Raw genomic sequence first — 23,779 nt, 5'->3', positions numbered from 1 at the left:
CTATGCCCAAGGAAACCGGTCGCAAGGTGATCGTGTCGAACCGCCGCGCGCGGCACGACTACTCGATCCTCGACACCTACGAGGCCGGGCTCGTCCTGGTCGGTACCGAGGTGAAGAGCCTGCGCGACGGCAAAGCCTCGCTGGCCGACGCGTTCGCGACGGTCGACGACGGCGAGGTCTTCCTGCGCGGGCTGCACGTCCCGGAGTACGCGCAGGGCACCTGGACCAACCACGAGCCGCGCCGTACCCGCAAGCTGCTGCTGCACCGGGGTGAGATCGAGAAGCTCATCGGCAAGACGAAGGAGAGCGGGCTCTCCCTGGTGCCCCTTTCGCTGTACTTCAAGGATGGCAAGGTGAAGGTCGAGCTCGCGCTGGCGAAGGGCCGCAAGGCCTACGACAAGCGCCAGGCGCTCGCCAAGCGCGACGCCCAGCGCGAAGTGGCCAGGGCGATGGGCCAGGCGGTGAAAGGGAAGTACCGCGGTTGACCGGCCCCGGTTCGGACGAGGAGATCGCGGCCTGGGTGCGGGGCCTCGGGCTGGACGGCCTGGTGGACCTGCACGTCCACTTCCTGCCGGAACGGATGCTGCGGAAGGTCTGGGCGTACTTCGACGAGGCGTCCGAGCACTACGGCGTCGACTGGCCGGTGCACTACAGGGTGCCCGAACGGGACCGGCTCGCCGCGCTGCGCTCGTTCGGCGTGCGCCGCTTCGCCCCGCTGGTGTACCCGCACAAGCCGGGGATGGGGCAGTGGCTCACCGAATGGGCGCTGGAGTTCGCCAGGCGGGAGCCGGACGCCGTGCCCACCGCGACCTTCTACCCGGAGCCCTCGGCACCGGCCTACGTGGACGCGGCGCTGCGGGCGGGCGCCCGCTGTTTCAAGGCGCACGTCCAGGTCGGGGCCTACGATCCGCGGGACGGACTGCTGGACGGGGTCTGGGGCGCGCTGGCCGACGCAGGGGTCCCCGTGGTGATCCACTGTGGACATGGCCCGCTGCGGGGCGAGTACACCGGGCTCGACGTGTTCGCCGAGGTGCTTGCCCGGCATCCGAGACTGGTCGCCGTGCTGGCCCACGCGGCGATGCCCGAGTACGAGGGGGCGCTGGAGCTTGCGGCGGCCTATCCGAGGGTGTACCTGGACACGACCATGGTCGGCGTGCCCTTCACGCAGCAGCTGACGCCGTTGCCCGCGGACTGGCCGCGGCGGCTCGTGGATGTCGCCGACCGGGTGGTGCTGGGCACCGACTTCCCCAACATCCCGTACTCCTACGCCACCCAGCTACGGGCGATCGCGGACTGGGCGGAGGCCGATGACCGGCTCGGGGAGCCGTTCCTGCGCTCGGTGCTGCACGACACGCCGGCGAAGCTGCTCGGCTGCTAGCGGGGCGCGACCGGAACCGGCCGGACCGCTTTGGTGCTGAGCACGTAGGCCACGAGCACCAGACCCGCCCACAGGACCGGCCCGTCGCCCGGTGTCGCGGAGAACCCGTTCGCGGCGAGCCCCAGCAGTCCGGTCGAGGCGAGCAGCCCGGCCCCGGCCAGCTGCCCTGCCGGGATCCGGTCGCCGCCGGTGGGCCGCCTGGTCTCGAACCGGCCGAACACCCGCAGCAGCGCCACCAGCACCAGGCCGGTCAGCGCCAGCCACACCGGCAGCGCGAGCAGCCACGGAAGCGTGCCGGGCGCGGGGGTGGCGTAGTCCAGCGCCAGCACGGCGACCCCGGAGACGGTCACGAGCGCGGGCATGTGCCAGAGGTAGACGCTCATGAAACGCGGGCCGATCCAGTCGAGCGCGGCCCGCGGGACCGGGCGCCGGGTGAGCCCGGCGAGCGCCGGGCGGGCGGCGAGCGCCAGGCCGATCTGGCCGATGGCCAGGCTGATCAGGCAGGCCGCGGGCGGGCTCATGTTCGAAACCGGCGCACCGGGCATGCCGATCATGCTCGCGGCATACGGCCCGAGCACCACGAGCAGTGCGGTGGCGCCGAAGCCCGCGGCCGCCAGTGTCAGTGCGCCGGGCCGGGAGAGGTCGCCGAGCCTGCCTTCGGCGTAGTGGAAGCCGAGCTGGTGCACCGCCAGCCAGACGAAGACCGCGTTCACGTAGCCGGCCGGACCGAAGACGTCGAACCGGACGACGTCGACGAGGGCGGCGGCGCAGGCCAGTGCCAGCGGTACCGCGAGGCCCCACCGACGATGCGCGGCGGCCAGCAGCGGCGTCGCGAGCACGGTGAGCAGGTAGACGGCGAGGAACCACAGCAGCTGAGCGGCGATCGCGCCGGCGATCGCCAGCGGCTGTTCCGGTGCCCCGAGGTCACGCAGCAGCCGTGGGATGACGAGCCACACGGCCAGCAGCGGCAGGACCGGCAGCAACAGCCTGCGGACGCGGCGGGCGAGCCAGTCGGCCGCCGAGGCTGCCGTGCGCAGGGACAGCAGGTTCGCCGCGCCGCCCGCGAAGAACACCAGCGGCATGACCTGTGACAGCCAGGTCACCACCCACCAGCCGGGCGTGGTCAGGGCGTTGCCGGTCGTGAGCTGCCCGCCGGTGTGGTCGAGGACCGGCATCGCCCAGTGCTGGACGACGACGCCCACGATCGCGAGAGTGCGGACGACGTCGAGGAAGGTGTCCCTCGCCGGAGAGGTCTGCATGCCGTAGAGCCTGGTCGGCAGGGCGCCGGGACACAGCCCTGCCGGCCACCGTTGTGGCCTTACGGTTCTCCCGGCGCGGAGGGTGGGGCAGGCCCCACGGTCAGCGTTCGCCCACCTCGTCCGGCTCGGCGGTCTCGTCGTCGAGCGGCAGGCCGCAGAGGCGGTAGCTCCAGCCGGTGGCGGCGGTGTAGCCGAGCTGGTAGTAGGTCTCGATCTTCGGGCCGTCGTGCAGATGGACGTGGCGCAGGATGCTGCCGCGAACCGGATCCAGGTCGAGCGACTGGGTGCGTCCGTCGAGCGGGCCGCCGAAGAAGCGCACCTGTTCGGTTGTCATGGGCGCCTCCTCGGTTTTCGGCACTTCCGGCCATGGTAGGCGAGCGAACGGGCACCGGCCGACGTCGGAAAGGGTGACGGCGGCGCTCACCACAGCGGCCGCAGCGGCACCGGCCGCCCGCCCGCGGTGTCGTCGGTGAGCGTCGCGAGGTCGCCGCGCAGCCGCTGGACCCGCTCCTCGCCGATCAGCTCGGCCCAGCGCCGTTCGATGTCCTGCCAGTGCGCGACCACCCGCTCGATGCACGCCCGCCCGCGTGCGGTGAGGCCGATGGCGCGGCTGCGGCGGTCGGTCGGGTGCGGGTGGCGTTCGACGTAGCCGCGGCGGTCCAGCTCGTCGATGAGCTGGACCGCGGCCTGCTTGGTGATGCCAAGGTGCTCGCCCAGCTCGACGGCCGTGGCGTGCGGGTGGAAGGACAGGTACTGGAAGACGAACCCGTGTGCGGGCCGGACGTCGCCGAACCCCTCGGCGGCGAGGTGGGTGTGTACGCGATCCATCACGGCGCGGAAGGACACCGCGAGCAGCGCGGGCAGGTCGCCGGACGGCGGCATATAGACAACCTACTTGACTAGATGGTCAGGTCTGTTTACCTTATTAGCGGTAAACCTACTTGACTACCTGGAGGTTGTGATGACGTTGGCGACCCTGGCGGAGGCGCCGCGGTTCGAGACCGCGGGGTTCGTCTTCCGGCCACTGGCCGTGCCGAGCCGGGGTTCGGCGGAGCTGGCGGTCTGGGCACTGGAGGCCACTGCGGGCGCGTGGAGCGAGCCGCACACCGTGGACCGGGAGGAGGTGTTCGTACTCCACGAGGGGCGGCTGGTCGCCGAGGTCGGCGGGGTGGAGCACGAGCTCGCGGCCGGTGACGCGCTGATCGTCGCCCCGCACACGCCGCTGCGGCTGGGCAACCCGGCCGCCGGGCCTGCGTGGCTCACCGTCTGCACGTCCCGGGGTATGCGCGGCACCGTGCACGGCCGGACCATCGATCCGCCCTGGGCCCGGTGAGCCGGCGGCTGGTGCGGGGTCAGCGGCCCAGATAGGTGAGGACGGCGCGCACGCGGCGGTGCTCCTCGGAGCTGGCCTCCAGGCCGAGCTTGGCGAAGATGTTGCCGATGTGCTTCTCCACGGCACCGTGCGAGACCACCAGCCTGTTCGCGATCGCGGTGTTCGACAGCCCCTGCGCCATCAGCCCGAGAACCTCCGACTCGCGGGCCGTCAGCGAGTCGAGCGGGTTCCTCCTGCCGCGTGCCATGAGCTGCGCGATCACATCGGGGTCGATCGCGGTGCCGCCGGTGGCGACCCGGCGTACCGCGTCCAGGAAGTCGGTGACATCGGCGACCCGTTCCTTCAGCAGATATCCCACCCCGCCCGCGCCGCCGGAGAGCAGCTCGACCGCGTAGGTCTCCTCGACGTACTGGGAAAGCACCAGCACCGGCAGGCCCGGTACGAGCTCCCGGGCCCGCAGTGCCGCCCGCAGACCCTCGTCGGTGAACGTCGGCGGCATCCGCACGTCGACGATCGCCAGCTCGGGACGGTGCCGTTCGATCGCCTCCAGCAGGTCGGGCCCGCTGTCGACGGCGGCCACCGTCTCGATCCCCTCGTCGGCCAGCAACCGTTGCACCCCCGCCCGCAGCAGGACGGCGTCCTCGGCGATGACCACGCGCATGTGAACTCCCCAGCTACTGGAACCGGCTCACCACGTGCACGGAAGGTCCGCTCGGATCACGGTGGGGCCGCCGGATGGACTGACGACGGTGATGATGCCGTCAATCGTGGCAGCCCGGTCGGCCAGCCCCGCCAACCCGCCTCCGGGACGCAGCTCGGCGCCGCCGTGCCCGTTGTCGGTCACCTCGACCACGACGTTGTCGAGGTGATCGCCGGCCCGCCACACCCGCACGCTCGCCTCGGTCGCACCGCTGTGCTTCGCGACGTTGGCCAGCGACTCGCCGACGATGAAGTACGCCGTCGTCTCCACCGCCGCGGGCGGCCGAGGCTCCACGTCCACGGTCACGTCGACGTGGATCGGCGCCTTCGCGGCCTGCGCCGAGAGCGCCGCGTCGAGCCCGCGGTCGGCGAGCACAGCCGGATAGATGCCGCGCGCGAGGTCGCGCAGCTCCGAGACGGCGAGCTTCGCGTCGCTGTGGGCCTCGTCGATGAGCTCGCGCAGGCCCTCCGCGTCACCGTCCAGCTTCGTCCGCGCACGGCCGAGGCTCATCGCCACCGAGACCAGGCGCTGCTGCGCCCCGTCGTGCAGGTCACGCTCGATCCGCCGCCGCTCCGCCTCGGCCGCGTCGACGCCACGGGCGCGGGAGGCCTGCAGCCGGGATGCCCTCGCGGCGAGCCGGTGGGCCCGTGGCGGGCCGAGCAGCGAAAGCGCGAGCTGGCCGTGGATCCAGCCGAGGCCGGGAATGACCCAGATCGCTATCGGCAGCAGCACGATCGCGGCCAGGCCCAGTGCGAACTCGATGACGCCGATCGGGAATACGGCCATCAGGTACGCGAGGTCGCGCCAGGTGGTGGGGTCGGTCAGCTGTACCCGCCAGCGCTGCAGCGCGTTCCCCTCGGCGGGCAGCCGCTCCGCGTCGGGAACCGGCGTGTTCAGCGCTGTCCGTACCCAGCGCCGCTCCACGTCGGCGAACCAGCGGAGGATCTGCGTGGCGGCGAAGAGCACCGGGATGCCGACCCAGATGATCGTCGTGGCGATGCCGATCAAGGTCAGCGCCACGACCAGCACGAACTGCACCAGCCGCAGCGGGAAGCTCACCACCATGAAACCGATCGCCTTGAAGGCGTTCGGCCGCGGCTGCTCGGCCACGGCACTGTTGTCGGTCATGGCTGGGACCTCCGTCGTCGCGCTGGTGGTCATCCTGCCACCGGGCTCATCGGCCGCGCGGCGCGAAAGGAGTCCTCGGCCTCGCGGAACCGTTCGCTGCTCGGGCCGAGCAACGAACGGGCGAAGCCCGCGTGCCCGGCCGCAAGCGCACGGGTCAGCGCCACCGAGAGCGCCACGAACAGCACGCCCAGCGCGGCCCACGGCAGCGCCGCGAGCGCCGAGTCGACGGTGATCCAGCGTAGGTCGTAGCCGGGGAAGTGGTAGGCACCACCGGGCAGGAACCGGTAGTAGACCGGCAGGGCCAGCAGGGCGAGGCTCACCGACCAGAACGTGACGACCAGGACGAACTGCACGATGCCCAGCGGGAACAGCAGCAGGAAGTAGGCGACGTCCCGCCAGGTCGCGCCGTCGCGCAGGCGGGCCCGCCACCGCGGCTTCTGCCCGCCTTCGGGCAGCGGCCGGTAGGGCAGCGGGATGTACGTGCCGAGCATCGAGTGGATCCTGGCTCGCTCGAGGCGGGCGCCACCCCGGGCGCAGAGCACCGCGAGCGCGGCGATCGGCACGCCGACCCACACGATGGCCGTGGACACCCCCACGGCGCCCAGCGTGAGCAGGACGACGAAGCCCGCGATCCCCACGGGCAGGTTGAGCAGCAGGTAGGCGATCGAACCACCGATCGGCGGGCGGGCCCGGTTCTCGGCGCGCCCGGCTGGTGCCGGAGTCATGGGTTTCTCCCTCTTCTGTGCCGTACACCCACTACGATGGAGGCTCCGACCTGCGGGGAACATGGTGTGAGCTGCCAGCTTCGGGGTGGGGCGGGCCCCACCCCGGGCGGCCGGAATCATCGGGTTGCCCGAGGCGTTATCCTTGACGGAAGCGCACAGCGGTTCCAAGCCCGAGGGGGTGAACGGTTTCGACTCTGGACGTTGATTCAGGGGAAGCGTGCCGGTGCAGGCGAGAGACCACCGAAAGCGTCATCGCACTAAAATAAGCGCCAAGACGAACAGTCAGCGCGACTTCGCCCTCGCCGCCTGAGCGAGTGCGAGTCTGTCGGCCCGGGTAAGCCTCCGACCCGGTCTGCCGGCATCAGCCAGGAGGCTTACCGCCAGCTCCGGCCACGGGAGCTGGTTGGGAAACCAACAGTGGCTGGGCCCGTCACACCGGCTTGTTCGCGTGACCGGTGGGGCCGAGTAGAGGCATAGCGAACTGCGCACGGAGAAGCCCTGATGAGGCGACAGAGGACCCGGGTTCGATTCCCGGCACCTCCACCCGACCGAAAGCGCCCTCCGCTCGACGAGCGGAGGGCGCTTTCGCTTTGTTCCGATCTTGGTCGTACTCGCAGGACTACATCTAGTCGACCGTCGCGGGTATGGCGGAGGCCAGCAGTGCCAGCTTGCCGGCGCTGTCCGTGCCGGGATCCGGGTGGAAGACGACGAGCGTCTGGCCCGGCTCGCCGTCGACACCGAGCCGCTCTCGGTTCAGCAGCAGGTCACCGACCTGGGGGTGGTCGATGCGCATGGGCACGCCCGAGCACACGACCACGTCGTGGCGGGACCAGAGTCGGCTGAACCGGCGGCTGGCGAGGGAGAGCTCGCCGACGAGTTCGATGAACCGGGGATCGTCGGTGTCGGTGCCGACGGACTCGCGGAAGCCGGCGACCGCGTCGACGGTGGCGTTTGCCCAGTCCGGGTAGAGGGCCTGCTCTTCGGGATCGAGGAAGAGATCCCGCAGGCGGTTACCGCCCACCGCGAGCCGTGACGACAGAGCGGTCGCCAGGGCGTTGGCAGCAAGGACGTCGAAGTAGCGACCCTCGACGAAGGCCGGCAACGGGAGCGTGGCGACGAACTGGGCGGTGCTCGGTGGGACGGTTTCCTTGCGGGCCTGCCGCCTGTGCCGCCGGGGTTTGGCGGCGCCGAGGCGCAGCAGGTGCTCGGTCGCATCGTCGTCGAGCTGCAGCACGCGGGCGAGGGATTCCAGGACTTGCACGGATGGGTTGCGGTCGCGGCCCTGTTCCAGGCGCAGGTAGTAGTCGGCGCTGATGCCGGCGAGCATCGCGACCTCCTCCCGGCGCAGTCCTTTCACGCGCCGTACCCCGGCGACGGAGATCCCGGCCTGCTCGGGAGTGACGAGCTCGCGCCGGGCGCGCACGAAGTCGCCCAGCAGGCTCGGTTCGTCGGCCATGTCTCCACGGTAGCCGCGGGAACCCGCGGATGCCTGGTCCTGCCACCCCCAGGATCGCGGGGGCTCTGGCTGGGTCGATGCCCCGGCGGCAACGTGGTCGGTGGCCCTGTAACGGACAAGTTGGGAACGTCAAACATGGCAACATTTCTGCTGGTACACGGCGCCTGGCACAGCGGTCGATCCTGGGACCGCGTGGTCCCGCTGCTGGAGGCGGCCGGGCACCGGGTGTTCGCGCCGTCGCTGACCGGTTACGGCGACAAAAAGCATCTGCTCGGCCCCGAGGTGGGGCTGAATACGCACGCCGACGACGTCGTCAGGCTGCTCGAAACCGAAGACCTCACCGACGTCGTGCTCGTGGGGCACAGCTACGCCGGGATGGTCATCTCGGCCGTCGCCAACCGGGTCCCGGAGCGGATCGGGCGGCTGGTCCACCTCGACGCGATGGTTCCCGAGGACGGGGAGAGCGCGGCCGACGTCATGCCCTCGACCAAGCGCCTGATCGACATGGGGCTGAACTCCGAGAGCGGCTGGCGGGTCCCGCCCCCTCCGGCGAGCCTGTTCGGCGTCACCGACCCGGACGACATCGCCTGGCTGCGCACGATGCTGTCGGACCAACCGGTGCGTGCTCTGCAGGAGCCGGTCCGGCTCGACAACCCGGCCGCGACCGCGATCCCACGGACCCACATCCACAACACGGTCGTACCGGAGGGTTTCGAGCGACGCCCCGTCCCCGAGACCCAGCCCAACGGCAGCCCGGCCCAGGTCTGGGAACTGCCGACCGGCCACGACGCCATGGTCACCATGCCGGCCGAGCTCACCGATCTCCTCCTCGAACTCGGCTCGTTCCACACTCGTGGTGAGCGCGGTCAAATGTCCGGGTAGCCATTTCTGGTGCACGGAGAGCGGTAGACGTCCGCCGGGCCGGGTCCGCGAGCGCGACCGGATGCCGTTCGGTGACGGCGTTGCTCCGGGCCGTCATCCACCCGTCGACGCGGCCCGGTAGGCCGTTGTTCGTCACGACGTTCGGTTCCCGGGGTTCTCGTTCCGGGCTTGCCTGCCTCTGAGGCGTATCCACAACCGTCGCCGCACCAGTAGCAGGTGAACGGTGACCACCCCCAGCAGCGTGTAACTGCTCGTGCCATGCCACGCGTCCTGCGCAGGTACACCGGCCCAACGCGCCAGCCCGCTGGCGATCATCGCCGCTGCCGCAGCCAACAGCAGCCGGTGCGCCGCTCGCCTGACCAGCCGGCGCACCGACATCGACCGCCCCGTACCACGCGTCAGGGCCCGCACCTGTGGCCAGCGAGTACGCAGGTGCACACCGATCACGACGGCCAACACCAGCCCGGTCGCCAGATGCGCCCACGCCGCGACGGTCAGCATCAGCCAACACAGCACCAGCATCGCCAGTACCGGCAGGTCGGTGCGCACCGCGGGCGGTAGCCGCTGCAGTCCCGTTCCTCGCGCCCCTGCCACAGCCGCCAGCTTGAGAGTTCAAGGCGGCTTGAAGTCAACTGGACGGTATGGATCTCATCCCGATCGGCCAAGCCGCCAGGCAACTGCGAGTGAGACCGTCGACACTGCGCTACTACGACGAGCGTGGCCTGGTACACCCCGCCTCGCGTCAGGGGAGTCGGCGGCTGTACGGCACCGGCGAACTCCGCCGCCTTGCCTTCCTGCGCCTCGCGCACCAGCTGGGTCTGCCGCTGGACGCCGCCGCCATGATCCTCGACGCACCCAGCGCTCAGTGGCGGCAGATCGTCGCCCAGCAGGTCGACGAGTTCGACCAGCTGATCGCCCGCGCAACAGGAGCACGGGAGTTGCTGAAACACACCCTGCAGTGCCCCCACGACCACCCGACCCGCGAATGCTCATCCTTGGTCGCGACACTGGATCGCCTGGTCGAAGGAACGCCCTTCGACCAACTGGCCTCGGAGCACGCCGGAACCGGATAAGCGACCCTGCGGAGTCATGGGCGTGCCGACGCTGTCGAGCACGCCCAACAAGCACTTGCTCCGTTCCGGGCGAGACTCAGGGCTGAAGGACGTACTTCCCGCGCACCCCGCCCTTCGCGACCGCTCGGTGGGCGGTGGCGACCTGGTCGAGTGGTACGACGGCGTGCACCCGCGCCGGCAGGCGGTCTTTCGCGGTGGCGTCGAGCAGTTGGGCGAGCCGGGGACCGTCGGGCTCCGCCACCACCACGCGGACGGTGACGCCGCGCTCCTCTGCCGGCAATGCGCCCGGTTGCACGCCGACGAAGAGGCCGCCGTCGCGGACCAGTGCGACGCCCTGCTCCTGGAGCGCGGCACCATCGGCTACCGCGTCCCAGCCGGGCGCGGCCTGTGCGGTGAAGCCGGCGCCGAGGCCGCGCACGAACTCCTCGTCCTCGGCCCGGGCCAGTCCGGTGACCCGCCAGCCGCGGTCCCGGGCGAGCGGGATGACGTAGCCCCCGACCGCGCCCGCGGCCCCGGTCACCAGCAGGCTGCGGCCTCCGCCGTCGCCGAGCAGGTCGACCAGCTGGGCCGCGGCCAGGCTGTTGACCGGGACCGCGGCGGCCGTGACCAGGTCGAGCCCGTCGGGTACGAGTGCGATGTCGCTCGCCGGGACGACCAGTTGCTCGGCGTACGTGCCGAAGTCGCGGTCGAACCCACCGACCAGCCCCGCGACGCGGCTGCCGACCGGGAGGTCGACATCCGGACCGGCTGCACTGACGGTGCCGGCGAAGTCCCAGCCAAGGCCGGTGTGCTCGGGCTGGTCGATCAGCCCGAGCCGGTGGAACACGCCGTCGGCGACCGCCAGGTCGACGGGGTTGACCGTGGCCCCGGCGATCTCGACCCGGACCTGGCCCGGCCCGGGCTCGGCGACGGGTACCTCGATGATCTCGATGGAGTCGGGACCGCCCGGGGTGCGGACGACCGCGGCGCGGAAGGTGGTGGACATGTTCGCCTCCTGTGGAGATATCAGTGCTGCTCCACCACACTGGACAGGTAACTCTCCAACGGGAAGTACGCACTTCGAAGTGCGTAGGTCACCGAGCGGTAGGAAGGAGCCGTCGATGCCGACGATGACGGCGGCCCAGAAGCGGGCGCGGGCGAAGGTGGACTACGACGCGTTCCTGGCGGGCTGTCCCAGTCGCCGGCTCCTCGACCGGATCTCCGACAAGTGGGTGGCCCTGGTCCTGGCCGCGCTCGGCAGCGACGGTCCGCACCCCGGGGAGGACTGCGCAGGCGCGCCGCGGTCGATGCGCTACTCCGAGCTGTCCCGCCGGCTGGCCGGGGTCAGCCAGAAGATGCTCACCCAGACACTGCGCTCCCTCGAGCGGGATGGCCTGCTCACCCGCACGGTCACGCCGACCGTGCCCGTCACGGTCACCTACGAGCTGACCGACCTCGGGCTCTCGCTCCACGACGTCATGCGCGGCATCAAGATGTGGGCGGAGGCGCACATGGACGAGGTGCTCGTCAACCGCGAGAAGTACGACACTCCCGCCGCTCCGCACGACCCAGCCGATCTCCCGAAAGATCAGGGCTGACGGGCTGGGGTTTTCAGGGAGGAGAGGAACCTCTGTCGCACGGGCGGCGCAACACGGCCGCGGTGCCGGACACCCCTGTACGTGACCATTGCATCCGAACCCACGAGAAAGGTGCGGGCTCTGACCGGCTTACGCAGGGCGGATAACGCCGAGCCGCCGGATACCGTCCCGCCCACCGACGCCGACCTGTGGAGCCGTGCCGCGACGGGAGACGAACCCGCCTTCGCCGAGCTGTTCCGGCGCCACGCCAAAGCCGTCTGGAACCACGCCTACCGGCTCACCGCCTCCTGGTCGGCGGCCGAGGACCTCACTTCGTCGACGTTCCTGACCGCCTGGCGCAAATGCGCCGGGATCGCCCTCGACCAGGACAGCGCCCGCCCCTGGCTCTACGCCGTCGCCGGCAACCTCGCACGCACGCACGCACGCGGTGAGCGGCGGTTCGACCGGCTGCTGCGCCGCGTCCCGCGGGCAGGCACCGACCGCGACCACGCCGAGGACGTCGCCGACCGCCTCTCCGGCGAGCAACGTCTCCGCGAGGTGCTCGGCGCGGTACGCCGCCTGCCCCGGTCCGAACGTGAGGCCGCGCAGCTCTGCCTGCTCGGCGACCTGACGGTGGCCGAGGCCGCGTCCGCACTGTCGGTCGCCGAGGCGACCGTCCGCTCCCAGATCTCCCGGGCCCGTGCCCGGCTCCGCACGATGCTGGAGGAGTCATGAACGACCTCGGCCTGCCACCCGATCGCGAGCTCCCGTCCCAGACCCGCGAGCGGATCTACGACACCGTGCGGGCCGGGATGGACGGCCCGCGCCGCCGCCCGGCGCGGGTCCCGCTGGGCATCGCCGCCGCCGTCGCCGTGCTCGCCGGGGGCGCCGTCTACGTCAACGGCACCGGTAGCGAGGATGTCCCGGTCTCGACGGCGGGCAACGCCGATGTGGACCGGTGCTGGACGGCGATCCAGCACAGCGACCAGGCTGGTGCCTACCCGGCCCGCGAGGCGTGGCGCCAGCTGTTCCGCGAGTCGCTGCCCGCGACCACCGTCACCGGCATCCGGGCGGGGGATACCTCGCTGTTCTGCGAGACGTCACTGACCTCGGTTTCGGTGTCCGCGCCGATCACCTCACCGCAGCCGCCGGAAGGGCAGCGCGTCAGCACCGCCATGAGCAGCCCGAACGGAACCGTCGTCGGATTCGTCGAGTCCGGGATCGACCAGGTGCAGGTGCGGACCCAGGACCCGGTGGGAACCGACGTCGCGCTGGAGCCCGCGCCGCTGGCCGCCGGGCCGTTCGCGGTCCGGGACGGCATCTTCGTGGGCAGCGTGGCACTGAACGACGTCAGCGACGCGGGGTTCGTCGCGGTGCTCGGGCTGGACAGCCAGCAGGACGAGCAGACCGAGCAGGTGTTGCCGGCTCCACCTCCGGCGGTGTATCAGGTCGACCGGCCCGCGGAGCCCGCCGAGGACTCCTCGGCCGCGGGAGCCGCACTGACGGCCTGCCTGAACGAGCCGGGCAACGGCGGTGGTCCCGTGGTCGATACCACTACCTGGCGGGCGGGTGCGCTGTTCGACCGCCATTTCCCGGCTGTCGAAGACCCGGAGTCCGGTAGGACGGCCGCGGCCTACGACTCCACCTTCGTCGTTGCCACCAACGGCCGGGCCAGCGCAACCTGCAGCATCGCGCCGTCCTGGGACTTCCGGGTACATCCGGCGCCGGAGACGGCGACGTCGCCGGAGCTTCCGATCGCGCTCCTGCGTGGCGGCAGCCATTTCCCCGGTCTCACCGTCGCCGGGGTGACCAGCGCGGACGTGGCGAAGCTCCGCCTTGAGGCGGCGGGCGCGACCGTGGACGTGGACGTACATGCGCGGACGTTCGCGGCATTCGTGCCCGGCGTCGAGCCGGACGGTGCCGGCATCGGTGCGAGTGCCGTGACCGCGACCGCCTACGACGCCGCGGGTGGGGTGCTGTACCGGGGGCCGCTGCCGCGTGTCCCGAAGGAGTAGCCACCGTTGCACTGCCGCCCCGCGAGTGCGGCACTCGCGGGGCGGCAATGCGGCACTCGCGGGCTCGGGCGGGGGACTCGCGGCTCAGCCCTCGGCGAACGGGGCCGTGGGCGGGCCCCGGGAAGGCTAGTTTCGGGACATGACGACGACGATCGAGAGACTTCCCGAACTCCGCACCGCGGACGCGACAGGGCACCCGGATGCCGTCTACGAACGCCTGCTCGCCGAGCGCATCGTCTTCCTCGGGTCCGAAGTGGACGATACGGTCGCGAACCGGATCTCCGCACAGCTCCTGCTGCTGGCCGCCGACGACGCCGAGCGCGACATCACCTTCTACATCAACTCGCCGGGCGGCTCGGTGACCGCCGGGATGGCCATCTACGACACGATGCAGCTCATCCGGCCCGACGTCTCGACCTGGGCCCTCGGCTTCGCGGCGTCGATGGGCCAGTTCCTGCTGTCCTCCGGGGCCCCTGGCAAGCGCTACGCCCTGCCGAACGCGCGGCTGGTGATGCACCAGCCGTCGGCGGGCGTCAGCGGTACGGCTTCCGACATCGTCATCCAGGCCGAGGTGTTCGGCGAGATGAAGCGGCACATCGCGGAACTCACCGCCCAGCAGACCGGGCAGCCGGTGGAGCGCATCATCGCCCACGCGGACCGTGACCGCTGGTTCACCGCCGAGCAGGCGCGGGACTACGGCTTCGTCGACCACGTGGTGAGCCGCACGCCGTAGCCGGGCGCGGCGGTTTGGATACCGGGCGGGCGGGCAAATCTGCCATTGCGACGAAGGGAGAGTCACATGGCGAACGAACCGCAGAGCCCGCTCAAGGACAAGAACTACAACCTGATCTCGGTGGTGCAGGCCTCGCTGCACTACGTGTTCCAGATGGAGACCTACATCGCGGACGCCGAGCGTCAGGGCGACCAGGAGCTCGCGAGCTGGTTCCGCAAGATCCAGGAGAACAACAAGAAGGCCGGCGACCAGGGCAAGGAGCTTCTCGCCAAGCGCCTCTCGGAGGACTGAGCCTATGGATCACGATCACTTCATCGGTCAGGTACAGGCAAGGGCGCAGCTCGCCAGCCGGGGTGAGGCCGAAGGCGTCACCCGTGCCACGCTGGAGACGCTCGGGGAGCGGATCCCTGAGCAGGTCGCCAACCACGTGGCCGACCAGCTGCCCACCGAGATCGGCGAGCACCTGCGCCGGACGGTCACGATGGGCGGCGCCGGCAGCGGCGAGCGGTTCGGCCTGGACGAGTTCGCCCAGCGGGTCGCCGAGCGCGGCCACCTGCAGCAGCCGGACGCGGTCTACGGATCGCGCGTGGTGCTCGAGGTGACCGGCGAGGCGACGCAGGGTGTGCTGAACAAGGTCCGCGACTCGCTGCCCGAGGAGCTGCGCGAGCTGGTCGACGCGGGCAGCACGGGTGAGCTGCGGTCCTGAGACTCACCGCGGGCGCCCGCCGATGCGGGCGGTCAGCTCGGTCGCGGCGAGCCGCACCTGACCGGCCAGCTCCGGCCAGGTCGCGGCGCAGCCGCGCCCGTCGCAGTCGTGCCGGAACGTCACGCTGATCGACGCCATCGGGCGGCTGCCGTGGTCGAACACCGGATAGGCCACCGAGGCGAACCCGGCGGTGACGTGACCGTGCTCGACCGCCCAGCCGAGCCTGCGGTGCGCCTTCAGCGTGTGCCGCAGCTCGGCGGGACCGCGTGGCCCGCGATCGGTACGGCGCACGAACTCCGCCGCCGAAGGGTAGAGCGCGCGCACGTGCGCCGCCGGCAGGTAGGCCAGCATGGCCCGGCCGGATGCGGTCAGATGCGCGGGCAGGCGCACCCCGACGTCGGTGACCAGTGTCTGCGGCCGCGCCGGCCGCTCCTTCAACAGGTACAGCAGCTCGTTGCCGTGCAGCACGCCCAGCTGGGCGTTGTGTCCCACCTGGTCGACGAGTCTGCGCAGCAGCGGGCCGGCCAGCCGCTCCAGCGGGTCGTGCCGCAGGTAGGCGGACCCCAGCTCGAACGCCGCGATGCCCAGTCCGTAGCGCCGTTCGGCGGGAAGGTGCACGACGAAACCGGCGCTCTCCAGTTCCGTGAGCAGGTGATAGGTGCTCGAACGCGGCAGCCCGAGCTCGCGGGCGAGCGCCGCGGCCGAGACCGGCCCGGCGTGCCGCGCGAGCGCGCCGAGCACCGCAAGGCCGCGCCGCAGCGCGGGCACATTCGTGCCGCCCACCGTTATCCTCGACCTTTCCGTCTGGAATCCCAGACACTTCCGGTGCACAGCCGATGATGCACCGGTCCGCAGGGCGGTGGAATAGGGACATGCGAGACGACGAGCTGCGGCCGATCGAGATCGGGGCCACCACGCTGGCCAGGGACCAGGTGGTCGCGGTCGCCCGGGACGGTGCGCCGGTGGCACTCGGCGGCGCGGCGGAGAAGAACGTCGCGCGCGCACGGCAGCACGTCGAGGCGCTGGCAGGCGCCTCCGAGGCGACCTACGGCGTCTCGACCGGCTTCGGTGCGTTAGCCGTGCGGCACATCCCGGCCGACCGGCGGATGGACCTGCAGCGGTCGCTGATCCGATCGCACGCCGCGGGCGCCGGGCCCGCCGTCGAGTCCGAGGTGGTGCGCGCGCTGATGCTGCTGCGGCTGCGCACCCTGGCGACCGGCCACACCGGCGTCCGGCCGGGCACCGCGGCCGCACTGGCGGCCATGCTCAACGCCGGGATCACCCCGGTCGTGCACGAGCACGGCTCACTCGGCTGCTCCGGCGACCTGGCACCGCTCGCGGCGGTCGCGCTCGCACTGATGGGCGAGGGCGAGGTGCTCGACTCCTCGGGGCGGCGGGCGCCCGCCGGGCAGGCGCTGAACCGGGCCGGGATCGAGCCGGTGACGCTGGCCGAGAAGGAGGGGCTCGCGCTGACCAACGGCACCGACGGCATGCTCGGCATGCTGGTGCTGGCGGCCGCGGACCTGCGCGGGCTGCTCGACGTGGCCGACCTGACGGCGGCGATGAGCGTGGAGGCGCTGCTCGGCACCGACCGTGCGTTCGCCGCCGACCTGCAGGCGCTGCGCCCGCATCCGGGCCAGGCCGTCTCGGCGCGCCGGATGCACGCCGCGCTGGCCGGCTCGGAGATCGTGGCGAGTCACCGCGGCCCCGAATGCACGCGCGTGCAGGACGCGTACTCGCTGCGCTGCGCGCCGCAGGTGCACGGCGCGGCGCGCGACACCCTGGACCACGCCGAGCTCGTCGCCGACCGGGAACTGGCGGCGGCCGTGGACAACCCCGTGGTGCTCGCCGACGGGCGGGTCGAGTCCAACGGCAACTTCCACGGCGCGCCACTGGCCTACGTGCTGGATTTCCTCGCGATCCCGATCGCCGACGTCGCGGGCATCGCCGAGCGGCGAACCGACCGGATGCTGGACATCGCGCGCTCGCACGGGCTGCCCGCGTTCCTTGCCGCCGACCCCGGCGTCGACTCCGGCCACATGATCGCGCAGTACACGCAGGCCGCCGTCGTCAGCGAGCTCAAACGGCTCGCCGTGCCCGGCTCGGTCGACTCCATCCCGAGCAGCGCCATGCAGGAGGACCACGTCTCGATGGGCTGGGGGTGCGCGCGCAAGCTGCGCCGCGCCGTCGACGGGCTGCGGACCGTGCTCGCCGTCGAGTTGCTCACCGCGGCCAGGGCGCTCGACTTCCGCGCGCCGCTGCGGCCCGCGCCGGTCACCACGGCGGTGCGCGACGTCTTGCGGACCCGCGTCGACGGGCCCGGCCCCGACCGCCACCTGGCGCCGGAGATCGCCTCCGCCGAGGAACTCATCGCGTCGGGAGCCGTTCTCGGCGCCGTAGCCGAGCACCTGAGCCGAGCACCTGCCTCGTGAGTGCGTACGCGAGTTCTCACTCGTCTGCGCACTCACGAGCCACGCTGGGAGGTAACTGATGACGAGAACGGTCCGGGCGGCAAGGGGCGGCGCGCTGACGGCGCGGAACTGGCAGGCCGAGGCGGCGCTGCGGATGCTGCACAACAACCTCGACCCGGAAGTCGCCGAGCGGCCCGGCGACCTCGTCGTCTACGGCGGCACCGGCAAGGCCGCCAGGGACTGGGCGAGCTTCGACGCCATCACCCGGACCCTGACCACGCTCGCGGCCGACGAGACGCTGCTCGTGCAGTCGGGCAGGCCGGCAGGCGTGCTGCGCACGCACGAGTGGGCGCCCCGCGTGCTGCTGGCGAACTCGAACCTCGTCGGCGACTGGGCGAACTGGCCGGAGTTCCGCAGGCTCGACGCGCTCGGCCTCACCATGTACGGCCAGATGACGGCCGGTTCCTGGATCTATATCGGCACGCAGGGCATCCTGCAGGGCACTTACGAGACGTTCGCCGCGGTGGCCGCGAAGCGCTTCGGCGGCTCACTCGCCGGGACGCTCACGGTCACGGCTGGGCTCGGCGGCATGGGCGGTGCGCAGCCGCTCGCCGTGACGATGAACGGCGGCGTGGCGCTGGTCGTCGAGTGCGATCCCCGGCGGGCCCGGCGCAGGCTGGAGACCGGCTACCTCGACGAGCTCGCGGCGGACCTGGACGACGCCGTCGCGCGCGTGCGCGAGGCCAGGACAGCCCGCAGGGCACTGTCCGTCGGCGTGCTCGGCAACGCCGCCGAGGTCCTGCCCGAACTGCTCCGCCGGGGCGTCGAGGCGGACATCGTCACCGACCAGACCTCCGCCCACGACCCGCTCGCCTACCTGCCGATCGGGGTGGACGTCGACGACTGGCCCGACTACGCCGCGGCGAAACCGGACGAGTTCACCGACCGCTCGCGCGACTCGATGGCCGAGCACGTGGACGCGATGATCGGCTTCCTGGACGGCGGCGCGGAGGTGTTCGACTACGGCAACTCGCTGCGCGGCGAGGCGAAGCTCGGCGGCTGCGAGCGGGCGTTCGACTACCCGGGCTTCGTGCCCGCCTACATCCGGCCGCTGTTCTGCGAGGGCAGGGGCCCCTTCCGCTGGGCGGCGCTCTCAGGGGATCCCGCCGACATCGCGGCGACCGACCGCGCCGTGCTGGAGCTGTTCGGCGACAACGAGCCCCTCGCCCGCTGGATCCGCCTCGCGGGGGAGCGGATCGCGTTCCAGGGCCTGCCCGCGCGGATCTGCTGGCTCGGCTACGGCGAGCGGCACCTCGCGGGTATGCGGTTCAACGAGATGGTCGCGAGTGGTGAGCTGACGGCGCCGGTCGTGATCGGCCGCGACCATCTCGACGCGGGCAGCGTCGCCTCGCCGTACCGGGAGACCGAGGGGATGGCCGACGGCTCCGACGCGATCGCGGACTGGCCGCTGCTCAACGCGCTGGTCAACACCGCGTCGGGGGCCAGCTGGGTTTCGATCCACCAGGGCGGCGGCGTCGGCATGGGCCGGTCCATCCACGCCGGCCAGGTCTGCGTGGCCGACGGGACACCGCTGGCCGCGCAGAAGATCGAACGGGTGCTCACCAACGATCCGGGCACGGGCGTGCTGCGGCACGCCGACGCGGGCTACGAGCGGGCCATCGAGGTGGCCGCCGGGCGCGGCCTGCGCGTCCCCATGCGGGAGCGACCGTGACCTCGGCGCTGCTGGCGGAGATCGGCGACGTCGGGAGAGACCGTACGCGCGGCGGCTACTCGCGGCACGTCTTCGACGGCGCCGAGCTGGAACTGCGCACCTGGTTCCTCGCGCACGCGCGGCGGCTCGGGCTCGACACCGAGACCGACCGCAACGGCAACCTCTGGGCGTGGTGGGGCGGCCAGGGCCCGGACGCGGTGGTGACCGGTAGCCACCTCGACTCCGTGCCGGGCGGCGGCGCGTTCGACGGGCCACTCGGTGTGGCGAGCGCGCTCGCGGCGGTGCGGGCCCTGCGGGACAGGGGTGCGGTGCCCGGCCGGCCGCTCGCCGTGGTGGTGTTCGCCGAGGAGGAGGGTGGCCGGTTCGGCGTGCCGTGCCTCGGCTCCCGGCTGCTCACCGGCGCGATCGGTGCGGAGGCCGCGCGGCGGCTGCGCGACCAGGACGGCCGCACGTTCGCCGAGGCGGCGGCCGGTGCCGGTCTCGACCCGGACCGGATCGGCGCCGACCCGGGGGCGCTCGGCCGCATCGGCCGGTTCGTCGAACTGCACGTCGAGCAGGGCCGCGGGCTGGTCGACCTCGGCTCACCGGTCGCGGTGGGCTCCACGGTGATCGCGCACGGGCGCTGGCGGTTCACCTTCACCGGCCAGGGCAACCACGCCGGGGCGACGCTGCTGCGCGACCGCCGCGATCCGATGCTCCCGGCCGCCGCCACGGTCACCGCCGCCCGCGAGCTCGCCGCGGCCGCGCCGGACGCGCGGGCGACCGTCGGCCGGATCGTGCCCACCCCTGGCGGTACGAACGTCATCGCCTCCACCGTGCGGCTGTGGCTGGACGCCCGGGTGCCGGACGGCTCCACGCACGCGCTGGTGGAGGAGGTCGCCGGTGCCGCGCGCGTGGCGGCCGCCGCGGAGGGCTGCACGGTGGATGTGCGGGAGGAGTCCGCCTCGGACACCGTCACCTTCGACGCCGGACTCCGTGCCGAGCTGGGCGGGGTGCTGGGTGGCGTTCCCGAGCTGGCGACCGGCGCGGGCCACGACGCGGCGATCCTCGCCCCGCACGTGCCCGCCGCAATGCTCTACGTGCGCAACCCCACCGGCATCAGCCACGCGCCCGAGGAGTTCGCCGAGCCCGCCGACGTCGAACGCGGAGCCGCCGCGCTCGCGGACGTGCTGGAGCACCTGTGCCGGTGACCTACTGGTGCGAGTACGCCTGGCTGCCCGGCGGGGTGGCGGCGGGCGTGCGCGTCGATGTCACCGGCGGGCGGATCAGCGGCGTCACACCGGACTCGCCCCGCACCGGGACGGTGCTGCGCGGGCTCGTACTGCCGGGCTTCGCCAACGCCCACTCCCACGCGTTCCACCGGGCGCTGCGCGGCCGGACCCAGCAGGCGCGCGGGACGTTCTGGACGTGGCGGGAACGGATGTACGAGCTGGCGGCACGCCTCGATCCCGACTCCTACTACCGGCTCGCCCGCGGCGTCTACGCGGAGATGGTGCTGGCCGGCTACACCGGCGTCGGTGAGTTCCACTACCTGCACCACGGCCCCGGCGGCACCCGCTACGCGGACCCGAACGCGATGGGCGCCGCGCTGGTGGCGGCGGCGGGCGACGCGGGCATCCGGCTCACCCTGCTCGACACCTGCTACCTGGCCGGCGGCTTCGGGCGGGACCTCGGTGAGCACCAGCTCCGCTTCGGCGACGGGGACGCCGAGAGCTGGGCCGAGCGCGCCGCCGCCTTCCGGCCGGCCGGGGAGCACGTGCTGACCGGTGCCGCCGTGCACTCGGTGCGCGCCGTGCCCGCCTGGGCGCTGCCGGTGGTGGCCGAGTGGGCCGCCGGCCGCCCGCTGCACGTGCACCTGTCGGAGCAGCGCGCCGAGAACGAGGACTGCCTGCGGTTCTACGGCCGCAGCCCGACGTCGGTGCTGGCCGACGCCGGGGTGTTCGGGCCGCGCACGGTCGCCGTGCACGCCACCCACGTAGGACTGAGCGACATGTCGACATTGCGCTATGCCGGGGTGCGGGCGTGCTTCTGCCCGACCACGGAACGCGACCTCGGCGACGGCATCGGCCCCGCCCGGCGGCTGCACGACAACGGGGTGGGCCTGTGCCTCGGCAGCGACAGCCACGCCGTCGTGGACCCGTTCGAGGAGGCCAGGGCGCTCGAACTGCACGAACGCCTCGCCAGCGAGTCGCGCGGCCGGTTCACCTCCGCCGAGCTGCTGGCCGCGGCCACCGACCACGGCTCGATCGGCAGAGACGACGCGGGCAGGCTGGTACCGGGGGCGCGGGCGGACCTGGTCGCCGTCGACCTCGGCTCGGTCCGCACCGCGGGCACCGATCCGGCCGCCGTGCTGTTCGCCGCCGTACCGGCCGACGTAAGGGACGTCCTGGTGGACGGCAGGCAGGTCGTGCGGGACGGCGTCCACCGGTTCGTCGAGCGGCCCGCGGCGGTGCTCGCGGACGAGATCGGGAGGCTGTGGTCATGAGACGGGCCAAGGGATCGACCCTCGTCACCGGTATCGGGGAGCTCACCACGAACGAACCCGGCCTCGGCAGGCTGCGCGACGCCGCCGTGGTGTTCGAGGGCGAGCGCGTGGCGTGGGTGGGGGACGCCGCGTCGGCGCCGGTGGCGGACACGGCGGTGGACGTGGCGGGCCGGGCCGCGCTGCCCGGCTGGGTGGACAGCCACACGCACCTGGTCTTCGCGGGCGACCGCACCGCCGAGTTCGAGGCCCGGATGGCCGGGACGCCGTACACGGCGGGCGGCATCGCGGCGACCGTCGAGGCGACGCGGCGGGCGACCGAGGCCGAACTGACCGTGAACGCGGCGGAGCACGTGGCCGAGGCGGTCCGGCAGGGCACGACCTGCGTGGAGATCAAGACCGGTTACGGGCTGGACGTCGAGCACGAGGTCCGGTCGGCGCGGATCGCCGCGGTCCTCGCCGACGAGGTGACGTTCCTCGGCGCCCACGTCGTGCCGCCCGGCACCGACGCGGAGTCCTACCTGGACCTCGTCTGCGGCGAGATGCTCGACGTGGTCGCCCCCCTCGTGGACTGGGCCGACATCTTCTGCGAGACCGGGGCGTTCGACGAGGCGCAGTCCGAGCGGGTGCTGCGCGCCGCGGCCGCCCGCGGCCTCGGCCTGCGGGTGCACGGCAACCAGCTCGCGCCGGGCCCGGGGGTGCGGCTGGCCGTGCGGCTCGGCGCGGCGAGCGTGGACCACTGCACGCACCTGACCGACGCCGACGTGGACGCGCTCGCCGGTTCGGACACGGTGGCGACCCTGCTGCCGGCCTGCGACCTCTCGACCAGGCAGCCGCTCGCCCCCGCGCGGCGGCTGCTCGACGCGGGAGCGACGGTCGCGCTGGCCAGCAACGCCAACCCGGGCAGCTCCTACACCACGTCGATGGCGTTCTGCGTCGCCACGGCCGTGCTCCAGATGGGCCTGTCCGTGGAGGAGGCGGTGTGGGCCGCGACCGCAGGCGGCGCGCGGGCGCTGCGCCGCGACACCGGGGACGGCGCGGTGGGCGTCCTGCGGGTCGGCGCGCGGGCGGATCTGCATGTGCTCGACGCGCCCTCGGTGACCCACCTCGCCTACCGGCCCGGGGTCCCGCTGACCTGGGCGGTGTGGCGGCACGGCCACCGCGTCAACTGAGCAGCGCGTCGCGCACGGGGCCGAGCTGGTCGAGCACCCGCAGCTCCCTGGCGCGCTCGGCGGCCAGCGCGCGGGTGTCCTCGTCGAGCGCCCCGACGGCCGCGACGAGCCGGTCCAGCTGCTCCGGCTCCACGCGGGTGAGCAGGTCGAACGCCGCGGGCCACAGGTCGTGCGCCGCGGCCGCGCGCACCAGGCCGTCGTAGCGCGTGGTGGGCAGCAGGCCGAGGATGTAGGACGCGCGGCTCTTGTCGTCCAGCACGAAGGCCACCTGGAGCATGGCCGCGTCGTCGAGCACGTCGAAGCTCGCGGACACGGCGTCGTCCGGGACATGCCCGACGAAGCGGCCGACCGTGATCCAGTCCTCGCGGCGGACGAGCTCGCGGGCGACCGCGCCGACCGTGCCGGTCGGGATGCCCGCGATGACCTCTCCGGCGCGGCGCGGGTCCAGCTCGGCGGCCACGTCGGCGAGGAAGTCCGGCGGCAGGCGGGAGGCGATCTCCACCCCGCGGGAGGCGTCGACCAACCCGGCGATCCGGGCGCACAGCAGCGGCCCGAAGACCTTCTCGGCGATCCTGGCGAGCACGGCGGCAGGCAGCAGCCTGCTCGCGGCCGCCATCCGCCGCAGCACGGCGCCGTTGGCGTCGAACAGCACGTCGGTGGCCTGCTCCCGCAGGGCGCGGATGTCCTCGGGCGATACATCCTCGAGGAAGTCCAGCCGCTCGGGCGGCCCGTCGAGCACCCGCGCCAGCTTGAGGATCTCCGCCCGCGCCTCCAGCGTGCGCAGCGCCCCGCTCACAGGCCCACCGCCCGCCGGACGGCGCCGCGCAGCACGAACGGCACGTACGCCAGCGATCCCTCCGCGGCGGCGGACAGCGCCGCGGCCTGGCGCCTGCGCCTGTCCCGCAGCAGGTCGCCGAGCAGCCGCTTGTGCTCCTCGTCCAGCGCCTCGATGCCCTCGGGCAGCGCACCGCCAAGCTGCTCGGCGAGCGTGCGCCTCGGCTGAGGCATCGGGGCCGTCGGGGCCATTGGGCACCTCCT

28 protein-coding genes and 1 other RNA gene are annotated in these 23,779 nt (G+C 72.6%); 17 read left to right on the top strand and 12 right to left on the bottom strand.

The window, feature by feature from the left end:
- Positions 1-2: 2 nt before the first annotated feature.
- Entirely contained in the window at positions 3-485 is a 483-nt protein-coding gene (gene smpB / locus JAP66_RS24950; protein WP_199434279.1) for an SsrA-binding protein SmpB, read from the top strand.
- Positions 482-1,378, top strand: a complete 897-nt coding sequence (locus tag JAP66_RS24945) for an amidohydrolase family protein (RefSeq protein WP_199434278.1) — start codon at positions 482-484, stop codon at positions 1,376-1,378. The genes smpB and JAP66_RS24945 overlap by 4 nt, the downstream gene beginning before the upstream one ends.
- On the opposite strand, the gene JAP66_RS24940 is transcribed toward JAP66_RS24945, so the two are convergent.
- The 3 genes from JAP66_RS24940 to JAP66_RS24930 all read right to left on the bottom strand — a co-directional run bounded on the left by JAP66_RS24940 (position 1,375) and on the right by JAP66_RS24930 (position 3,519).
- On the bottom strand, positions 1,375-2,637 hold the full coding sequence (locus tag JAP66_RS24940; RefSeq protein WP_199434277.1) for an acyltransferase family protein: 1,263 nt from the start codon (positions 2,635-2,637) through the stop codon (positions 1,375-1,377). The genes JAP66_RS24945 and JAP66_RS24940 overlap by 4 nt on opposite strands.
- 100 nt (positions 2,638-2,737) lie before the next feature.
- Positions 2,738-2,971, bottom strand: a complete 234-nt coding sequence (locus tag JAP66_RS24935) for a DUF8847 domain-containing protein (protein ID WP_199434276.1) — start codon at positions 2,969-2,971, stop codon at positions 2,738-2,740.
- 86 nt (positions 2,972-3,057) lie between these two features.
- Positions 3,058-3,519 (bottom strand): MarR family winged helix-turn-helix transcriptional regulator, encoded by a 462-nt coding sequence (locus tag JAP66_RS24930; RefSeq protein WP_199434275.1) that lies wholly within the window; start codon positions 3,517-3,519, stop codon positions 3,058-3,060.
- Positions 3,520-3,598: 79 nt separating this feature from the next.
- Between JAP66_RS24930 and JAP66_RS24925 the strand changes: the two genes are divergently transcribed.
- Positions 3,599-3,970 (top strand): cupin domain-containing protein, encoded by a 372-nt coding sequence (locus JAP66_RS24925; protein ID WP_199434274.1) that lies wholly within the window; start codon positions 3,599-3,601, stop codon positions 3,968-3,970.
- Positions 3,971-3,989: 19 nt separating this feature from the next.
- Here JAP66_RS24925 and JAP66_RS24920 read toward each other — a convergent pair whose 3' ends face one another.
- From JAP66_RS24920 to JAP66_RS24910, 3 genes are read right to left on the bottom strand one after another with little or no spacing between them, the layout of a single operon-like run.
- The gene (locus JAP66_RS24920; protein ID WP_199434273.1) at positions 3,990-4,631 is read right to left on the bottom strand and encodes a response regulator transcription factor; all 642 of its coding nucleotides are present in this window, start codon (positions 4,629-4,631) and stop codon (positions 3,990-3,992) included.
- Between the two features lie 27 nt (positions 4,632-4,658).
- Positions 4,659-5,798, bottom strand: coding sequence for a sensor histidine kinase (locus JAP66_RS24915; protein WP_199434272.1), 1,140 nt, complete (start codon positions 5,796-5,798; stop codon positions 4,659-4,661).
- 29 nt (positions 5,799-5,827) lie between these two features.
- Positions 5,828-6,523, bottom strand: coding sequence for a sensor domain-containing protein (locus tag JAP66_RS24910; RefSeq protein ID WP_199434271.1), 696 nt, complete (start codon positions 6,521-6,523; stop codon positions 5,828-5,830).
- Between the two features lie 174 nt (positions 6,524-6,697).
- On the opposite strand from JAP66_RS24910, the gene ssrA reads away from it, so the two are divergent.
- Positions 6,698-7,069: a transfer-messenger RNA gene (gene ssrA / locus JAP66_RS24905) on the top strand.
- A gap of 79 nt (positions 7,070-7,148) precedes the next feature.
- Here ssrA and JAP66_RS24900 read toward each other — a convergent pair.
- Entirely contained in the window at positions 7,149-7,979 is an 831-nt protein-coding gene (locus JAP66_RS24900) for a helix-turn-helix domain-containing protein (protein WP_199434270.1), read from the bottom strand.
- Positions 7,980-8,114: 135 nt separating this feature from the next.
- Here JAP66_RS24900 and JAP66_RS24895 point away from each other — a divergent pair, with 135 nt between their 5' ends.
- On the top strand, positions 8,115-8,861 hold the full coding sequence (locus tag JAP66_RS24895; protein WP_199434269.1) for an alpha/beta hydrolase: 747 nt from the start codon (positions 8,115-8,117) through the stop codon (positions 8,859-8,861).
- A gap of 132 nt (positions 8,862-8,993) precedes the next feature.
- Here the strand turns inward: JAP66_RS24895 and JAP66_RS24890 are convergent, their stop codons facing one another.
- A complete protein-coding gene (locus JAP66_RS24890; RefSeq protein WP_199434268.1) occupies positions 8,994-9,410 on the bottom strand; it encodes a hypothetical protein in 417 nt (138 codons plus the stop codon).
- A gap of 92 nt (positions 9,411-9,502) precedes the next feature.
- Here JAP66_RS24890 and JAP66_RS24885 point away from each other — a divergent pair, with 92 nt between their 5' ends.
- Positions 9,503-9,934, top strand: coding sequence for a MerR family transcriptional regulator (locus tag JAP66_RS24885; protein WP_199434267.1), 432 nt, complete (start codon positions 9,503-9,505; stop codon positions 9,932-9,934).
- A gap of 76 nt (positions 9,935-10,010) precedes the next feature.
- Here the strand turns inward: JAP66_RS24885 and JAP66_RS24880 are convergent, their stop codons facing one another.
- On the bottom strand, positions 10,011-10,919 hold the full coding sequence (locus JAP66_RS24880; RefSeq protein ID WP_199434266.1) for an NADP-dependent oxidoreductase: 909 nt from the start codon (positions 10,917-10,919) through the stop codon (positions 10,011-10,013).
- A gap of 115 nt (positions 10,920-11,034) precedes the next feature.
- Between JAP66_RS24880 and JAP66_RS24875 the strand changes: the two genes are divergently transcribed.
- From JAP66_RS24875 to JAP66_RS24850, 6 genes are all read left to right on the top strand, one after another.
- A complete protein-coding gene (locus tag JAP66_RS24875; RefSeq protein ID WP_199434265.1) occupies positions 11,035-11,511 on the top strand; it encodes a winged helix-turn-helix transcriptional regulator in 477 nt (158 codons plus the stop codon).
- Positions 11,512-11,631: 120 nt separating this feature from the next.
- Positions 11,632-12,225 carry an RNA polymerase sigma factor gene (locus JAP66_RS24870; RefSeq protein ID WP_199434330.1) on the top strand — a complete coding sequence of 198 codons (594 nt, stop codon included), beginning with the start codon at positions 11,632-11,634 and terminating at the stop codon, positions 12,223-12,225.
- Positions 12,222-13,505 carry a hypothetical protein gene (locus JAP66_RS24865; RefSeq protein WP_199434264.1) on the top strand — a complete coding sequence of 428 codons (1,284 nt, stop codon included), beginning with the start codon at positions 12,222-12,224 and terminating at the stop codon, positions 13,503-13,505. Before JAP66_RS24870 ends, JAP66_RS24865 begins: the two co-directional genes overlap by 4 nt.
- 139 nt (positions 13,506-13,644) lie before the next feature.
- Positions 13,645-14,238, top strand: coding sequence for an ATP-dependent Clp protease proteolytic subunit (locus JAP66_RS24860; RefSeq protein ID WP_199434263.1), 594 nt, complete (start codon positions 13,645-13,647; stop codon positions 14,236-14,238).
- A 66-nt stretch (positions 14,239-14,304) separates the two neighbouring features.
- Positions 14,305-14,529: a hypothetical protein gene (locus JAP66_RS24855; RefSeq protein WP_199434262.1), complete on the top strand. Its 225-nt coding sequence runs from the start codon at positions 14,305-14,307 to the stop codon at positions 14,527-14,529.
- A 4-nt stretch (positions 14,530-14,533) separates the two neighbouring features.
- On the top strand, positions 14,534-14,944 hold the full coding sequence (locus JAP66_RS24850) for a DUF2267 domain-containing protein (protein ID WP_199434261.1): 411 nt from the start codon (positions 14,534-14,536) through the stop codon (positions 14,942-14,944).
- Between the two features lie 3 nt (positions 14,945-14,947).
- Here the strand turns inward: JAP66_RS24850 and JAP66_RS24845 are convergent, their stop codons facing one another.
- Positions 14,948-15,727 (bottom strand): IclR family transcriptional regulator, encoded by a 780-nt coding sequence (locus tag JAP66_RS24845; protein WP_199434260.1) that lies wholly within the window; start codon positions 15,725-15,727, stop codon positions 14,948-14,950.
- A gap of 89 nt (positions 15,728-15,816) precedes the next feature.
- Between JAP66_RS24845 and hutH the strand changes: the two genes are divergently transcribed.
- From hutH to hutI, 5 genes are read left to right on the top strand one after another with little or no spacing between them, the layout of a single operon-like run.
- Positions 15,817-17,376, top strand: coding sequence for a histidine ammonia-lyase (gene hutH / locus JAP66_RS24840; protein WP_199434259.1), 1,560 nt, complete (start codon positions 15,817-15,819; stop codon positions 17,374-17,376).
- A gap of 58 nt (positions 17,377-17,434) precedes the next feature.
- A complete protein-coding gene (gene hutU, locus JAP66_RS24835; protein WP_199434258.1) occupies positions 17,435-19,087 on the top strand; it encodes a urocanate hydratase in 1,653 nt (550 codons plus the stop codon).
- Positions 19,084-20,277 carry an allantoate amidohydrolase gene (locus JAP66_RS24830; RefSeq protein ID WP_199434257.1) on the top strand — a complete coding sequence of 398 codons (1,194 nt, stop codon included), beginning with the start codon at positions 19,084-19,086 and terminating at the stop codon, positions 20,275-20,277. Before hutU ends, JAP66_RS24830 begins: the two co-directional genes overlap by 4 nt.
- Positions 20,274-21,572, top strand: a complete 1,299-nt coding sequence (locus JAP66_RS24825) for a formimidoylglutamate deiminase (RefSeq protein ID WP_199434329.1) — start codon at positions 20,274-20,276, stop codon at positions 21,570-21,572. Before JAP66_RS24830 ends, JAP66_RS24825 begins: the two co-directional genes overlap by 4 nt.
- Positions 21,569-22,741, top strand: coding sequence for an imidazolonepropionase (gene hutI / locus JAP66_RS24820; RefSeq protein ID WP_199434256.1), 1,173 nt, complete (start codon positions 21,569-21,571; stop codon positions 22,739-22,741). Before JAP66_RS24825 ends, hutI begins: the two co-directional genes overlap by 4 nt.
- Here hutI and JAP66_RS24815 read toward each other — a convergent pair.
- Together JAP66_RS24815 and JAP66_RS24810 are read right to left on the bottom strand one after the other, a co-directional pair.
- Positions 22,734-23,537 carry a hypothetical protein gene (locus JAP66_RS24815; RefSeq protein ID WP_199434255.1) on the bottom strand — a complete coding sequence of 268 codons (804 nt, stop codon included), beginning with the start codon at positions 23,535-23,537 and terminating at the stop codon, positions 22,734-22,736. The two genes, hutI and JAP66_RS24815, sit on opposite strands and share 8 nt — an antisense overlap.
- Complete coding sequence (locus JAP66_RS24810; protein WP_235999414.1) at positions 23,534-23,767, bottom strand: hypothetical protein; 234 nt, start codon at positions 23,765-23,767, stop codon at positions 23,534-23,536. Before JAP66_RS24810 ends, JAP66_RS24815 begins: the two co-directional genes overlap by 4 nt.
- Between the last annotated feature and the right edge of the window lie 12 nt (positions 23,768-23,779).

It is taken from the genome of Qaidamihabitans albus, assembly GCF_016464705.1.
Lineage (GTDB): Bacteria > Actinomycetota > Actinomycetes > Mycobacteriales > Pseudonocardiaceae > Qaidamihabitans > Qaidamihabitans albus.
The sequence above is the reverse complement of the archived record's forward strand: the minus strand, read 5'-3'. Positions and strand labels throughout refer to the sequence as shown.

Bases quoted from the DNA above. Each gene is read 5' to 3' on its own strand.
- smpB (WP_199434279.1), top strand. From the start codon at position 3: ATGCCCAAGGAAACCGGTCGCAAGGTGATCGTGTCGAACCGCCGCGCG.
- JAP66_RS24940 (WP_199434277.1), bottom strand. From the start codon at position 2,637: ATGCAGACCTCTCCGGCGAGGGACACCTTCCTCGACGTCGTCCGCACT.
- JAP66_RS24935 (WP_199434276.1), bottom strand. From the start codon at position 2,971: ATGACAACCGAACAGGTGCGCTTCTTCGGCGGCCCGCTCGACGGACGC.
- JAP66_RS24930 (WP_199434275.1), bottom strand. From the start codon at position 3,519: ATGCCGCCGTCCGGCGACCTGCCCGCGCTGCTCGCGGTGTCCTTCCGC.
- JAP66_RS24925 (WP_199434274.1), top strand. From the start codon at position 3,599: ATGACGTTGGCGACCCTGGCGGAGGCGCCGCGGTTCGAGACCGCGGGG.
- JAP66_RS24920 (WP_199434273.1), bottom strand. From the start codon at position 4,631: ATGCGCGTGGTCATCGCCGAGGACGCCGTCCTGCTGCGGGCGGGGGTG.
- JAP66_RS24915 (WP_199434272.1), bottom strand. From the start codon at position 5,798: ATGACCGACAACAGTGCCGTGGCCGAGCAGCCGCGGCCGAACGCCTTC.
- JAP66_RS24910 (WP_199434271.1), bottom strand. From the start codon at position 6,523: ATGACTCCGGCACCAGCCGGGCGCGCCGAGAACCGGGCCCGCCCGCCG.
- JAP66_RS24900 (WP_199434270.1), bottom strand. From the start codon at position 7,979: ATGGCCGACGAACCGAGCCTGCTGGGCGACTTCGTGCGCGCCCGGCGC.
- JAP66_RS24895 (WP_199434269.1), top strand. From the start codon at position 8,115: ATGGCAACATTTCTGCTGGTACACGGCGCCTGGCACAGCGGTCGATCC.
- JAP66_RS24885 (WP_199434267.1), top strand. From the start codon at position 9,503: ATGGATCTCATCCCGATCGGCCAAGCCGCCAGGCAACTGCGAGTGAGA.
- JAP66_RS24880 (WP_199434266.1), bottom strand. From the start codon at position 10,919: ATGTCCACCACCTTCCGCGCCGCGGTCGTCCGCACCCCGGGCGGTCCC.
- JAP66_RS24875 (WP_199434265.1), top strand. From the start codon at position 11,035: ATGCCGACGATGACGGCGGCCCAGAAGCGGGCGCGGGCGAAGGTGGAC.
- JAP66_RS24865 (WP_199434264.1), top strand. From the start codon at position 12,222: ATGAACGACCTCGGCCTGCCACCCGATCGCGAGCTCCCGTCCCAGACC.
- JAP66_RS24860 (WP_199434263.1), top strand. From the start codon at position 13,645: ATGACGACGACGATCGAGAGACTTCCCGAACTCCGCACCGCGGACGCG.
- JAP66_RS24855 (WP_199434262.1), top strand. From the start codon at position 14,305: ATGGCGAACGAACCGCAGAGCCCGCTCAAGGACAAGAACTACAACCTG.
- JAP66_RS24850 (WP_199434261.1), top strand. From the start codon at position 14,534: ATGGATCACGATCACTTCATCGGTCAGGTACAGGCAAGGGCGCAGCTC.
- hutH (WP_199434259.1), top strand. From the start codon at position 15,817: ATGCGAGACGACGAGCTGCGGCCGATCGAGATCGGGGCCACCACGCTG.
- hutU (WP_199434258.1), top strand. From the start codon at position 17,435: ATGACGAGAACGGTCCGGGCGGCAAGGGGCGGCGCGCTGACGGCGCGG.
- hutI (WP_199434256.1), top strand. From the start codon at position 21,569: ATGAGACGGGCCAAGGGATCGACCCTCGTCACCGGTATCGGGGAGCTC.
- JAP66_RS24810 (WP_235999414.1), bottom strand. From the start codon at position 23,767: ATGGCCCCGACGGCCCCGATGCCTCAGCCGAGGCGCACGCTCGCCGAG.